Here is a 13737-nt window from a genome sequence, read left to right as displayed (position 1 = left end):
GGATCGAAGCGCCTGATCGGTCCGCTGACATCCATGGTCACCCGACCCCGGACGCCGGTGGCAGACTGAAGGTCTGTGACGGATCAGGTGCTGACTGGCGTTAGCGTGGTTGCCGACCGCGGCGCCCGTGCTGGTTCCGTGCTGGTTTCGGAGGCGGAGGAGCGGTAAACGTGCAGGTCGGAGCGGTCGGAGTGATGCCTTGAAGATTTTGCACACCTCCGACTGGCACCTGGGGCGGTCCTTCCACCGCGTGAACCTGCTCGGCGCCCAAGCCGCCTTCATCGACCACCTCGTGGAGACCGTCCGGGAGCACGGGGTCGACGCCGTCCTCGTCGCCGGTGACATCTACGACCGTGCCGTGCCCCCGCTGCCCGCCGTCGCCCTGTACGACGAGGCCCTGCACCGGCTGGCCGACCTCGGCGTGCCCACCGTGATGATCTCCGGGAACCACGACTCCGCGCGCCGCCTCGGGGTCGGGGCCGGCCTGATCGGCCGGGCCGGGATCCACCTGAGGACCGACCCCGCCGGGTGCGCCGACCCCGTGGTGCTGGCCGACGTACACGGTGACGTGGCGCTGTACGGGCTGCCGTACCTGGAGCCCGCTCTCGTCAAGGACGACTTCGGCGCAGGGAAGGTGAGCCACGAGGCCGTCCTGGGCGCGGCCATGGACCGGATCCGGGCCGACCTGGCCGGCCGCGCGCCCGGGACCCGCTCGGTCGTCCTCGCCCACGCCTTCGTCACCGGCGGGCAGGCCAGCGACAGCGAGCGCGACATCGCCGTCGGCGGGGTCGAGGCCGTGCCGGCCTCCGTCTTCGACGGGGTCGACTACGCCGCCCTCGGCCACCTCCACGGCTGCCAGACGATCAACGAACGGGTCCGCTACTCAGGTTCCCCGCTCGCCTACTCCTTCTCCGAAACCGGCCACCGCAAGACCATGTGGCTCGTCGAGCTGGGCGCGGAAGGGGAGATCGCCGGCGCCGAGCGCCTCGACACCCCCGTACCGCGCGGCCTCGCCAGGGTCCGGGGACCCCTGGAGGAACTGCTCTCCGAGGGCTCGTACGCCGCCTACGAGGACTGCTGGCTGGAGGCCACCCTCACCGACCCCGTCCGGCCCGAAGACCCCATGGCCCGGCTCGTCGCGCGCTTCCCGCACACCCTCAGCCTCGCCTTCGACCCCGAGGGCCGCGCGCAGGACGGCGCGGGCAGCTACGCGCAGCGCCTCAAGGGCCGCAGCGACCAGGAGATCGCGGAGGACTTCGTCAGCCACGTGCGCGGCGGCGGCGGTTTCGCGGACGAGGACGAACGGGCCGTGCTGCGGGGCGCCTTCGACGACGTACGGGTGGACGACGGCCGGCAGGAGACCCACCGATGAGGCTGCACCGGCTGCGGATCACCGCTTTCGGACCCTTCGCCGAACCGCAGGAGATCGACTTCGACGGGCTGTCGGGCGCCGGGATCTTCCTGCTGCACGGCCCCACCGGCGCCGGCAAGACCTCCGTCCTGGACGCCGTCTGCTACGCCCTCTACGGCTCGGTCCCCGGCTCCCGGCAGGCCCCCGGCACCAGCCTGCGCAGCGACCACGCGGCCGCCGACACCCCGACCGAGGTCACCCTCGAACTCACCGCCGGCGGACGCCGCCTGGAGATCACCCGGCGCCCCGAGCAGGACCGGCCCAAGAAGCGCGGCACCGGGACCACCAAGGACAAGGCGCAGAGCCGGCTGCGCGAGTACGACGGCGAGCACTGGAGCGCCCTCAGCCGTTCCCACCAGGAGATCGGCGAGGAGATCGAGCAGCTGCTCGGCATGAGCCGCGAGCAGTTCTGCCAGGTCGTGCTGCTTCCCCAGGGGGAGTTCGCACGCTTCCTGCGGGCCGACGAGGCGGCGCGGGGCCGGCTGTTGGGCAGGCTCTTCGACACCCGTCGCTTCGCCGCCGTCGAGACCCTGCTCGGCGAACGCCGCCGGACCGCCGAGGCCAAGGTCCGCGCCGGGGACGAGCGGGTGCTGCACACCGCCCAGCGCCTCGCCCAGGCCGCCGGGGACGCCGCCGACCTGCGGGCCTGGCCGCTGCCCCGGCTCCAGCCGGGCGACCCCGGGCTCGCCGGAGCCGTCCGCGCCTGGGCGGCCGTCGCGCGCTGCTCCGCCCGGGAGCGGCTCACCGTCGCCGAGTACGCCCTCGCCGCCGTCGAGGGGCGCCACGCCGCCGCCTGGCGGGCCGCCGAGGAGGCGCGCGAGCTCGACCGGCTGCAACGCCGGCACGCCGAGACCACCCGCCGGGCGGCCCTGCTCGCCGAGGCCGCCCCGGAGCGGGAGCGGGTGCGCGCCCTGCTCGACCGGGCCCGGCGCGGAGCCCTCGTCGCCCCCGCCCTGGAGCTGCGCGGAGCCGCCGCCGGAGCCCACATGGCCGCCGCGCACGCGGAGTCGGTGGCCCGCGCGAAGCTGCCGTCGCCGCTCGACGGGGCCGGCGCCGAGCAGCTGGCCGCCGTGGAACAGCGGCTGCGCGAGGATCTGGGCGCCCTCGGGGCCGCCCGCCGCGCCGAGCAGCGCAGCGCCGAGATCGGCCGGGAACGGGCCAACCTGGAAAGGGAGTCCCGGGCCGCCGAGGAACAGCAGCAGGAGACAGCCGAGTGGCTCGCCCGCTGGGAGACCACCCGGGCCGAGCTGGCCGGGCGCGCGGACGCCGCCCAGCAGGCCGCGACCCTCGCCGAGCAGCTCACAGGCAAGCTGGAGCCCGCCCGGCTGCACCTGCACGCCGCCCAGCGCCGCGACGCCTTCGACGCCGACGCGGAGCGGGCCGAGGGCGAACTGCTCACCGCGCGCGAGGAGTCGACGGCCGCCCGGGAGGACTGGCTGGAGCTCAAGGAGACCCGGCTGCGCGGGATCGCCGCCGAACTGGCCGCCGCCCTGGTCGCGGGCGAGCCGTGCACGGTGTGCGGAGCCGAGGAGCACCCCGCTCCCGCCCGCCCGGCACCCGGCCACGTCGACCGGGCCGCCGAGGACGCCGCGCACGCCCGCTTCGAGCGGGCCGAGGAACGCAGGGCCGGGGTCGAGCGCAGACTGGCCGCCCTGCGGGAGGCCCGCGCCGAGGCAGCGGCCGCCGCCGGCAACGCCACCACCGCCGAACTGCTGGAACTGACGGCCGACCTGAGCTCCCGTCACGCCGAGGCCCATGCGGCGGCGGCCGGACTGCACACCGCCCGCGAGCGGCTCGCCCGCGCCGAGCGGGAGCACGCCGTGCGCAGCTCCGAGCGGCTGGAGGCGGAGGTCCGGGCCGGCGCCCGGGCCTCCCGCCGTGAGGGCCTCGACCAGGAACAGGCCTCGCTGGAGGCGGAACTGGCCCTGGTGCGGGCGGACGCCCCCAGCGTCGCGGCCCGGGCGGGGGTCCTGGAGGACAGGGTCCGCATGGTCACCTCGGCCGCCGCCGCGCTGCGCCGGGCCGAAGACACCGCCGCCCGGCTGAAGGAGGCCGACGGCCGGCTCGCCGACGCCGCCTTCAAGGCCGGCTTCGACACCACCGAGGAGGCGGCCGACGCCGTGCTCCCGGAGTACGAACGCACCGCGCTGCAGCACCGGACGGACGCCTGGCAGGCGGAGGAGGCCATGCTGGCCGACCGCCTCGGGGAGAGCGACACCGCCGCGGCGGCGGCCCTGCCCCCGGCCGCGCCGGAGGAGGCCGAGGCGTACGCGGCCCGGGCCGCCGCGAAGCTTCGTACGGCCGGTTCCGCCGTGGACGCGGCCCGGGTGCGCTGCAAGGACCTCGACGGGCTGTCCCGCCAGGCCGAGCAGGAGCTGCGGGCCCTGGGCCCGCTGCGCGAGGCGTACGACCGGGTGGCCCGGCTCGCCGGTCTCACCGCGGGCACCTCCGCCGACAACGAGCGCAAGATGCGGCTGGAGGCGTACGTCCTGGCGGCCCGGCTGGAGCAGGTCGCCGCCGCCGCGACGGTACGGCTGCTGCGCATGTCGGGCGGCCGCTACACCCTCGTGCACTCCGACGCCAAGGCGAGCGGACGCGGGCGTTCCGGGCTCGGGCTCCACGTGGTCGACGCCTGGACGGGCAGTGAGCGGGACACCGCGACGCTGTCCGGCGGCGAGACCTTCTTCGCCTCGCTCGCCCTCGCGCTGGGCCTGGCCGACGTGGTCACCGACGAGGCGGGCGGCATGCGGCTCGACACCCTCTTCATCGACGAGGGCTTCGGCAGCCTCGACGACCAGGCGCTGGACGAGGTCCTCGACGTACTGGACTCGCTGCGCGAACGCGACCGCAGCGTCGGCATCGTGAGCCACGTCGCCGACCTGCGCACCCGCGTCCAGGCCCAGCTGGAGATCGTCAAGCAGCGCGGCGGCTCCGTCGTGCGCCACCGCGCGGCCGCCGGGACGCACTGAGGCCCCGTCGCGGAAGACGACCGGACGTCTCCTCGTGCGCACGGCGGACCGCCCGGCTCCGGCAAGGGAGCCGACCGGTCCGCCGTGCGCCGCACCACGGCCGACGGAGCGCCGGCCGACGGAGCGCCGGTCAGAGCTTGGACAGCTCGTCCACCAAGTCGTCCAGGCCCAGCGAACCCTGCGACAGCGCCGCCATGTGCCACGCCTTCAGGTCGAAGTTGTCGCCGTGCGCGGCGCGCGCGTTGTCGCGGCCCAGCAGCCAGGCGCGCTCGCCCAGCTTGTAGCCGATCGCCTGGCCCGGCATCGACAGGTAGCGGGTCAGCTCGCTCTCGATGAAGTCCGCCGGCCGGCCGCTGTGCAGGCCGAAGAACTCCTGCGCCAGGTCCACGGTCCAGTGCTCGCCCGGGTGGAACGGTGAGTCCGCCGGGATCTCCAGGCCCAGGTGCATGCCGATGTCCACGATGACCCGCGCGGCCCGCATCATCTGGCAGTCGAGGTACCCGAGCCGCTGCTCGGCGTCCTTGAGGTAGCCCAGCTCGTCCATCAGCCGCTCGGCGTACAGCGCCCAGCCCTCGGCGTTGGCGCTGACCAGGCCCACACTGGCCTGGTAGCGGGAGAGCTGGTCCGCGACGTGCGTCCACTGCGCCAGCTGGAGGTGGTGGCCCGGCACGCCCTCGTGGTACCACGTGGAGACCAGGTCGTAGACGGGGAAGCGGGTCTGGCCCATCGTCGGCAGCCAGGTGCGCCCCGGACGGGAGAAGTCCTCGGACGGGTTGGTGTAGTACGGGGCCGCCGCGCCGCCCGGGGGAGCGATCCGCGACTCCACCCGCTTGACCCGCTCGGCGAGCTCGAAGTGGGTGCCGTCGAGGTTCTCGATGGCCTCGTCCATGAGGCCCTGCAGCCAGGCCTGGACCTCCTCCACGCCCTCGATGTGGGTGCCGTGCTCGTCCAGGTGGCGCAGCGCGTCCCAGGGAGAGGCGCCCGGCAGGATCTTGCCCGCCTCCTCCTTCATCTCGGCGAGCAGCCGGTGGTACTCGGACCAGCCGTAGGCGTACGCCTCGTCCAGATCGAGGTCCGTGCCGTTGAAGTAGCGCGACCAGCGGGCGTAGCGCTCGCGGCCCACCGGGTCGGGCTGCCCCTGGACCGCGGGGGCGTACACGTCGCGCATCCAGTCGCGCAGTTCCACGACGGCGGCGGTCGCGGCGGCGGCCGCCTCGTCGAGCTCGGCGCGCAGCGCCTGCGGGCCGCCGGCGGCGAACTCGGCGAAGAAGCCGCCCTCCCCGGTGCCCTGGGCGCCGGCCCCGCCGTCCTGGCCGGCCCAGCCGGTGAGCTGCTCGATGAAGGTGGCGGTGGGGCGCGGGCTTCCGTACAGGCCGCGGTCCAGGCCGAGCGCGAGGCACTCGCGGTAGCCGGCGTAGGCGGCCGGGACGGCGCGCAGCCGCTCGGCGATGGCGGCCCAGTCCTCGTCCGTGTCGGACGGGGTCAGGGTGAAGACCTCACGGACGGCGTGCGCCGGGGAGTGGATGTTGCTGACCGCGCGCAGGTCCTCGTCGGCTTCGTGGACGGCGAGTTCGGCGCTGAGGCGCTCGCGCAGCAGGCGGGCGCAGCGGCGCTCGACATCGCTGTCCGCGCCCGGCTGGCGCTCGGCGGCGTCGAGCAGGGCGAGCGTGGCGCGGGAGAGTTCGGCGGCCGCCGCACGACCCGCGGGGGAGAGGTCCGGCAGCTTGCCGGAGCTTTCGGCGATGCCGAGGTAGGTGCCCGTGATCGGGTCGATGGCGATGAGCTCGTCGACGTAGGCGTCGGCGATCTGGCGGGGCAGCCGCGCGGCACCGCTGCTGGTGAGGATGTCTGACATGTGGACATCTTCGTATGCCGGACGGGTCCCCGTCATCACCAAACGGCCTCAGCCTGCTGACGTAGGGGGGAGTAGGGGGCCGCAGTCCCACTCCTGGAAGATCAGCCTCGTTTCGACGCGGGCGACTTCCCGGCGCGAGGTGAACTCGTCGAGGACCAGCCGCTGGAGCTCGCCGGGATCGGAAACGGCCACGTGTACGAGGTAGTCGTCGGGCCCTGTCAGGTGGAAGACCGCCCGCGAGGCCGGGAGCGAGCGGACCCGTTCGACGAAGGGACCGATCAGCTCGCGGCGGTGCGGGCGCACCTGTACGAGGAGCAGCGCCTCCAGGCCGCGCCCGAGCTTGGCCGGATCGAGCCGGAGCCGGTTGCCGAGGATGATGCCGGAGCGGCGCATCCGGGCGACCCGGTCCAGGCAGGTCGACGCGGCGACGCCGATCTCGGCGGCGAGATCGCGGTAGGTGGTCCGGGCATCGTTCTGCAGAAGGCGCAGAATCTGCAGATCGACCGGGTCCAGAGCGACGGATTCGGACATTGGCCGAACGTAGCACGGCCTTTTCCCGCCAGAGCCGACCGGATGAGCACAGTACGGCCCATGGAGACGAACGCCCCGACCGTACGACGGTCACTGGCCACCGAAGCCGTTCATGCCGGACGCGAGGACCTCGCCGGGCTCGGACTGCACGCGCCTCCGCTCGACCTGTCGACGACGTACCCGTCGTACGACAGCCGGGCGGAGGCCGCTCGCATCGACGCGTTCGCCACGACCGGAGCCCGGCCCGAGGGCCCGCCGGTGTACTCCCGGCTGGACAATCCGACCACCGCCCGGTTCGAGACGGCCCTCGCCCGGCTCGAAGGCACGGAGAGCGCCGTCGCCTTCGCGAGCGGGATGGCCGCCTTGTCGGCCTGCCTGCTGGTGCGGGGGATGAAGGACCTGCGTCACGTGGTCGCCGTACGGCCCCTCTACGGGTGCAGCGACCACCTGCTGACCAGCGGGCTGCTGGGAACCCAGGTGACGTGGGTCGATCCGGAGGGCATCGCGGACGCCATCCGGCCGGACACCGGTCTGGTCATGATCGAGTCGCCCGCCAATCCGACGCTCGCCGAGATAGACCTGCGCGCCGCCGCGCAGGCCTGCGGGGAGGTGCCGCTGCTCGTCGACAACACCTTCGCCACGCCCGTCCTGCAGCGGCCGGCCGAGAGCGGCGCACGGCTCGTCCTGCACAGCGCCACCAAGTACCTCGGCGGCCACGGGGACGTCCTCGGCGGGATCGTGGCTTGCGACGAGGAGTTCGCGCGGCAGCTGCGCCAGGTGCGGTTCGCGACCGGCGGGGTCCTGCACCCGCTGGCCGCGTACCTGCTGCTCCGAGGGCTCTCGACGCTTCCCGTACGGGTACGGGCGGCCTCCGCGAGCGCCGCGGAGCTCGCCGCGCGGCTCGCGGCCGATCCGCGCGTCCTGCGGGTGCACTACCCGCGGATCGGCGGCGCCATGGTCGCCTTCGAGACGGCCGGCGACCCGCACGAGGTGATCGCCTCCGTCCGGCTGGTCACCCCGGCGGTCAGCCTGGGCAGCGTCGACACGCTCATCCAGCACCCGGCCTCCATCAGCCACCGCATCGTGGCCGAGGGGGACCGCCACGCCTCGGGCGTGAGCGACCGGCTGCTGCGGATGTCGGTCGGGCTGGAGGACGTCGACGACCTGTGGGCCGACCTGGACCAGGCGCTGGACCGGGCGATGGACGCACGGCTCAGTGCTGGGTACGGGGCCGCGTACCCGGCAGGCCGGGGGACTCGCGAGGAAGCTCGTACGGCAGCCGGGAGCTGACCGGGGTCGCGTCCAGCCGTGCCGTGATCACCAGGGTGCCCTCCTCGATCTGGTAGTCGAGGGGGAGGCCGAGTCCGCGCATGGCGGCGACCATCCCGGTGTTCGCGGCCTGGGTGACGGCGTACACGCTGTCGCAGCCGGCCTCGACGGCCATCGCGATCAGCCGCCCCAGCAGCTCGGTGCCGATGCCGCGGCGCTGCCAGTCGTCCTCGATGAGCAGCGCCACCTCGGTCTCGTCGCCGTCCCAGAGCAGGTGGCCCAGGGCGACGAGCTTGCCGGACGTGGTGGTCGCGGCGAGGGTGCGGCCGAAGCGCGGGCTCAGCAGGTGGCCGAGGTAGCGGTCGGCGTCGGCGACGGGGCCGTGGTAGCGCAGGGCCAGGGTGCGCTCCGAGCACCGGTCGTGCATCGCGAGGGCGGCGGCCTTGTCCGAGCCGTCGGCGCGGCGGACGGTGATCTCGTTGCCCTCCGGCAGGGTCAGTACGTCCTGGCTGCGCGGCACGCGCGGCCCGAGCCGGGCGTCGAGCTCGACGAGCGCGCGGGCCCGGGCGAACTCGGTCGGGGTGAAGGGCAGGTAGGGCCGCTCGATGGTGATCGCACCGCCGGAGGGGTCGCGCAGCCGCATGACCGTGGCTTCCAGGACCCCTTCGACCGGGGCGTCGGCGCCGGCGTTGGGCCGGCCGGACAGGGTGGTCGCAGGGATCGAGTGGATGGTGCAGCGGCCGAGCAGCTGGCGCAGCGCGAGCGGCAGTTCGGCGGCGTCCAGCGCGGTGCGGGTGGCAAGGCCCAGGACGCGGGTCGGGGTGTCGACGAGGTCGTGGGCGTCGGCGCGCTCGATCCACGTGCTGTGGCCGCCGGCGCCGGCGATGGCGCGGGTGAGGTCGCCGGCGGGCAGCTGCTGCGGGGCGCGCAGCAGGAACTCGTCCACGGTGCCGCCCTCGGGCAGCGGGTGCGTCTGCAGCGTCAGGATGTCGACGCCGCTGCCGGCGAGGGCGGTGCAGATCGCGGCGAGGCTGCCGGGCCGGTCGCGCACGGTGGTCCGCATCCGCCACAGGGAGGTGGTGAGCGCGGTGTCCGAGGGTTCGGCGTCGGAGTGCGACGTGCCGGAGTGCGCGGTGGCCGCCCCGCGGGCCGTCGGAGGCGGCGCATGGCTGTGGCGCCGTGCCCACCAGGTGTGGAACGCCGCCGTGAACAGGAGCGCGACGGCCGAGGCGACGAGCAGGACCGGGCCGCGCGGGCCGTGCACGACGAGGTTCGCGATGCCGTCGGCCACGGCGACGGCGCAGAAGAGGGCGGCGAGTTCGACGACGTCCCGGCGCCAGTGGTGGCGGTGGGAACGCTGGGCGGGGGCAGGAGTGCGCTCAGTCATGCAGACCACTGTGACGCAGGGGTGTTGCGTGATCACGAACTGTTTGTGACCGACTGGTTAATGATCCATCTGGCCGATTTCGCCCTGTTTTCCGGCTCATTTCAGAGGGTGTGTGTGCGGGGTGTGCCGGGTGTGCCGGGAGTGCGGGGTGCGCGCGGGGGCCGATGGCGGGTGGGTGGGTTGGCCGGCGGGCGGGGCTGCCGGGGGATCGGGCGGTTTCCGGACCGTCCGTCACTGACCCACCCGTCCGGGCCGGAGCGTCCGCGTGAAGAGGACACCGCCGCCCTGGCGCCGCAGCCGCACGGTGAGCTCGCCGCTCTCCCCGTCGATCTCCACCTCGCCGTAGTACGGCGGGTTCTCGGACGGCGACATGTTGGCGAAGGGGGCGGACTGGACGAACTGCGTCCGCGGGCCGAAGGTCGCGTCGAGCCGCCCGGCCGGGAAGCCTCCCGCGCCGATGGGGCCCGAGACGAACTCCCAGAACGGCGCGAAGTCGGTGAAGGCGGCCCGCTCCGGCGCGTAGTGGTTCGCGGCCGTGTAGTGGACGTCCGCGGTGAGCCAGAGGGTGCCGGTGACGCCCTGGTGCTTGATGTGGCGCAGCAGCTCGGCGATCTGCAGCTCGCGGCCGAGCGGCGCGCCGGGGTCGCCCTGGGCGACGGCCTCGAAGTCGACCGCCCCGTCCGGGACCACGATGCCCAGCGGCATGTCGGCCGCGATGACCTTCCAGGTGGCGCGGGAACGCGAGAGCTCGCGCTTGAGCCAGGCCAGTTGCTCGGGGCCGAGGATGCCGATGGGGTCGTCGGTCTGCCGACCGGGGGAGTTGGCGTCGCGGTGGGTGCGCATGTCGAGGACGAACACGTCGAGCAGCGGGCCGTGTCGCAGCACCCGGTACATCCGGCCCTCGGCGCGGCCGCCGCGCAGGTCGGTGACGGGGAAGTACTCGCCGAAGGCCCGGCGGGCCCGGCCGGCGAGGGTGTCGACGTCCTTCACGGTGTACCGGGGGTCTTCGAGGATCTGTCCCGGGTACCAGTTGTTGCGGACCTCGTGGTCGTCCCACTGGGCGAGGACCGGGACCTGGGCGTTGAAGTCGCGCAGGTTGCGGTCGAGGAGGTTGTAGCGGAAGTTGCCGCGGTACTCGGCGAGGGTCTCGGCGACCTTCGCCTTCTCCTCGGTCGTCACGTTCTTCCAGAGGCTGCCGTCGCGCAGGGGCACGGAGGCCTGGACCGGCCCGTCGGCGTAGATGGTGTCCCCGCTGAAGAGGAAGAAGTCGGGGTCGCGCAGCCGCATCTCGTCGAACACGCGGTAGCCCCCGACGTCCGGGTTGATCCCCCAGCCCTGGCCCGCGAGGTCCCCGGACCACAGGAAGCGCACGTCGCGGCGGCGGGAGACGGGGGTGGTGCGGAAGGTGCCGCGCACCGGCTCACCGGTGCGGCGCGGGTCGTCGGGGTCGGCGAGGACGACGCGGTAGTGGACCTGACGGCCGGGCGGGAGTTCGCGCAGCGTGGTGGTCCCGGTGAAATCGGTGCCGGGACCGAGCAGCGGGCCCCGGTGGCGGCGCACGGCGTAGCGGAACGACTCGCTCGGAGAGGTCTCGACGTACATGCGCGCGGGCCGGTCGGAGCGCGTCCAGACGGTGGCCGAGTGGGCGGTGATCTCGCCGGACTGGACGCCCCAGAGGGCGTTGGGGCGGCCCGAGCGGACGAAGGCGGCGGCCGCCGCCGCGTGGGCCGGGGCGCTGAAGGCGCCGGACAGGGTGGTGGACAGGGCGAGACCCACCGGAACGGCGAGGGAACCACCGAGCAGGGAGCGTCGGGTGTGCGGCAGGGGTGCCATCGGTGCGTCTCCAGAGGCCGGCGGGGACGGGCCGGACCAGTGTGCGGCGACACACCGGCCGCACACCGGACCGTCCGCGTCGGGCACGCGAAGCGTGGGTGAACACTGATGGCACCGGTGGGTACGGGTGCCGTCCCGTCGGCGGGTCAGCTCGTCAACGGGCCGATCGGGTTGACCGGTCAACCGACGTCAGGTCAACCGACGTCAGGTCAACCGAGGTCAGGTCAACCGGTCGACGGGTCAACCGGTGCACCGGGTGGCGGGCAACCGGTGCACCGGCCAGTGGGTGGCGGGCAACCGGTGCACCGGCCAGTGGGCGACGGGTCAACCGGTCAACCGGATGAGGCACCCGGTGAACCGGTCACCGGGCGCGCCGGGTCGTGTCCAGGATGACCCGGGCGACCAGCGCCGGGTCGTCGTGCATCGGGACGTGACCGCAGCCGGGGAGCCGGACCAGACGTGCGCCGGGGATCGTCCGCTTGGCGCGTACGCCCTGGCGGCGCAGGAGCAGCCGGTCGCGGCTGCCCCAGGCGATGGTGACCGGCAGGCCGGGCAGATCGTCGGCGAACCGTACGGAGCCGCCCGCGGCCAGGGTCTCCTCGAAACCGGTGGCGTCGCGCAGGGCCAGGGTCTCGGCGACCACGGCGTCGGGCGAACGGCGGCCCGGGCGCGCGTAGATGGTGCTGGTGAGCGCGGTGCGGCCGGCGGCGCTGCGCGAGAGCCGCTCCACGACGGACCGGGGCAGAACGGTGGCACCGGCACGCATCGCGCGGAGCGCGGCGAAGGCGTAGCGGCGCTCGCCCTCGGTCCAGAAGCCGGCCGGGGACAGGGCGGTGACCGAGCGGGCCAGGCGGGCGCGGCCCATCTCGAGCGCGAGCAGCCCGCCGAGGGAGTTCCCGGCGACGTGCGGGCACTCGACGCCGAGCGCCGCGCAGAGCGCGCCGAGCGCCGGGGCGATGGTGCCGAGACCGTACGGGACCCCGTCCGGCAGGGGCTCCGAGACTCCGAAGCCGGGCAGATCGACGGCGATCACGTCGTAGTCGGCGGCCAGGACGTCCATCACCGGGTGCCAGGCCTGCAGGTGGTGGCCGATGCCGTGGAGCAGCAGGAGGGGCTCGCCCGCGCCCTTGCGCTCGTAGGCGGCGGTGGTGGTGCGGGGGCCCAGCGGCGAATCGATCGTGAAGGAGACCGTGGCGGTCATGCTGCTCCTCGTCGGGGTCGGCGGCGCATGTGAGACAGGTTGTCAGGAGTGTCTCCCGCCATCGTTACCGCCCGGTAGCCCTCCGACACCAAGACCTTCGTCTTTCCCGCGCCCCGCGAACATCCCGTGAACGGCTTGCTGCATATGCCCGATCTGCCCGACAAAGGGGTGAGGATTGGTCTTGACCAAGGGGGTGCGCCGTCCTATCGTCGCTGGGATAGTGCAGGAACCTTTAATAAACAAGGGCGCGGAACTGCCGCTGGAACACGGCGATTGCGGCGATTGCAGGAGGAGTCAGGGTGGGGACCACGCAGCTCGAATCGGTGCCGGAGCCGAAGTACTGGCACCTGAAGACCGTCCTCAGTGAGGCGCTCGACCAGGACTTCGCCGTGGGCGAGATCCTGCCCAACGAGCGTGACCTCGCAGCCCGCTTCGGCGTGGCCCGCGCGACCCTGCGCCAGGCCCTGGAGCAGCTGGAGCTCGAAGGCCGCCTGCAGCGGCGGCGCGGAGTCGGCACGACCGTCGCCCCGCCCCGCGTGGGCGTCGCCGTCGGCACCGCGCAGCACAGCTGGCCCGGCGAGAGCGTCGACTGCTGGGAACCCGTGGACGCGGCCGAGGCCGCGCCGGCCGCCGCCGTCCTGAAGCTGCTGGGCACCGCCGCCGGCGAGATCGTCCTCGCGGTGCGCCGGACCCGCGTCGAGCAGGGGCAGGTCGTCGCCGCCGAGATGCTCTACGTGCCCGCCTCCTCGGTGCCCGGCCTTTCCGCCATCGACACCCCGGCCGGCCCGGCGCGCGCCCGGGCCGTCATGCGCGAGCTGCAGCGGCTTCCCCTCGAGGGCCAGGACCGCTCGGTGGAGCTCGGCTCGGCCCGCGCCGACGACGCGAAGGAACTGGACCGCCTCCCGGGCGCCCCGGTCCTCCTGGTCACCACCCGCTACTTCACGGCGCAGGGCACGGCGGCCCTCTCGGTGGCCACCTACCGCGCGGACACCTGCCGTCTCACCTTCGGCGACACGGGCGACGTCCAGATCACGCACGACACCCGCGTCGCGTCCTGACGGACGGACGGACGGACGGGCTAGTGCTGTGGCCGGGCGGACTGGCTGGTCGTGAGCCTGGCTGCCCGCTGCCGGGCTGACCGACTGACGGGTCGCCCCCGGAAGGCCTGCCGACCAACAGGCCGGCAGGCCGGCTGGCGCTGACCGGCGGACCGGTGACCGGCTGCTCCACCCTGTGGGCCAGGCTGCCCGCTCCTGCTGCGGCTGCCTGCAGGCCGTCGAT

At 74.1% G+C, this 13737-nt stretch carries 9 protein-coding genes; 4 read left to right on the top strand and 5 right to left on the bottom strand.

Annotated features, from left to right (window positions below; translation table 11 throughout):
• Window positions 1–199 precede the first annotated feature (199 nt).
• Entirely contained in the window at window positions 200–1372 is a 1173-nt protein-coding gene (locus tag ACFWBY_RS19420; protein WP_385338605.1) for an exonuclease SbcCD subunit D, read from the top strand.
• A complete protein-coding gene (locus ACFWBY_RS19415) occupies window positions 1369–4380 on the top strand; it encodes an AAA family ATPase (RefSeq protein WP_385338608.1) in 3012 nt (1003 codons plus the stop codon). The genes ACFWBY_RS19420 and ACFWBY_RS19415 overlap by 4 nt, the downstream gene beginning before the upstream one ends.
• Window positions 4381–4510: 130 nt before the next feature.
• Here the strand turns inward: ACFWBY_RS19415 and ACFWBY_RS19410 are convergent, their stop codons facing one another.
• Complete coding sequence (locus ACFWBY_RS19410; protein WP_385338610.1) at window positions 4511–6235, bottom strand: DUF885 domain-containing protein; 1725 nt, start codon at window positions 6233–6235, stop codon at window positions 4511–4513.
• Window positions 6236–6283: 48 nt separating this feature from the next.
• Entirely contained in the window at window positions 6284–6766 is a 483-nt protein-coding gene (locus ACFWBY_RS19405) for an Lrp/AsnC family transcriptional regulator (protein WP_385338613.1), read from the bottom strand.
• Window positions 6767–6826: 60 nt separating this feature from the next.
• Between ACFWBY_RS19405 and ACFWBY_RS19400 the strand changes: the two genes are divergently transcribed.
• Window positions 6827–8056 carry a trans-sulfuration enzyme family protein gene (locus tag ACFWBY_RS19400; RefSeq protein WP_385338616.1) on the top strand — a complete coding sequence of 410 codons (1230 nt, stop codon included), beginning with the start codon at window positions 6827–6829 and terminating at the stop codon, window positions 8054–8056.
• On the opposite strand, the gene ACFWBY_RS19395 is transcribed toward ACFWBY_RS19400, so the two are convergent.
• From ACFWBY_RS19395 to ACFWBY_RS19385, 3 genes are all read right to left on the bottom strand, one after another.
• The gene (locus ACFWBY_RS19395; protein ID WP_385338619.1) at window positions 7980–9422 is read right to left on the bottom strand and encodes a GNAT family N-acetyltransferase; all 1443 of its coding nucleotides are present in this window, start codon (window positions 9420–9422) and stop codon (window positions 7980–7982) included. The two genes, ACFWBY_RS19400 and ACFWBY_RS19395, sit on opposite strands and share 77 nt — an antisense overlap.
• 231 nt (window positions 9423–9653) lie before the next feature.
• Window positions 9654–11255 (bottom strand): alkaline phosphatase D family protein, encoded by a 1602-nt coding sequence (locus ACFWBY_RS19390; RefSeq protein WP_385338621.1) that lies wholly within the window; start codon window positions 11253–11255, stop codon window positions 9654–9656.
• A gap of 361 nt (window positions 11256–11616) precedes the next feature.
• Entirely contained in the window at window positions 11617–12456 is an 840-nt protein-coding gene (locus ACFWBY_RS19385) for an alpha/beta fold hydrolase (RefSeq protein WP_385338624.1), read from the bottom strand.
• Window positions 12457–12755: 299 nt separating this feature from the next.
• Here ACFWBY_RS19385 and ACFWBY_RS19380 point away from each other — a divergent pair, with 299 nt between their 5' ends.
• The gene (locus ACFWBY_RS19380) at window positions 12756–13514 is read left to right on the top strand and encodes a GntR family transcriptional regulator (RefSeq protein ID WP_385338627.1); all 759 of its coding nucleotides are present in this window, start codon (window positions 12756–12758) and stop codon (window positions 13512–13514) included.
• Window positions 13515–13737 lie beyond the last annotated feature (223 nt).

The organism is Streptomyces sp. NPDC060049, assembly GCF_042736715.1.
In the GTDB taxonomy this organism is placed as follows: Bacteria; Actinomycetota; Actinomycetes; order Streptomycetales; family Streptomycetaceae; genus Streptomyces.
The sequence above is the reverse complement of the archived record's forward strand: the minus strand, read 5'-3'. Positions and strand labels throughout refer to the sequence as shown.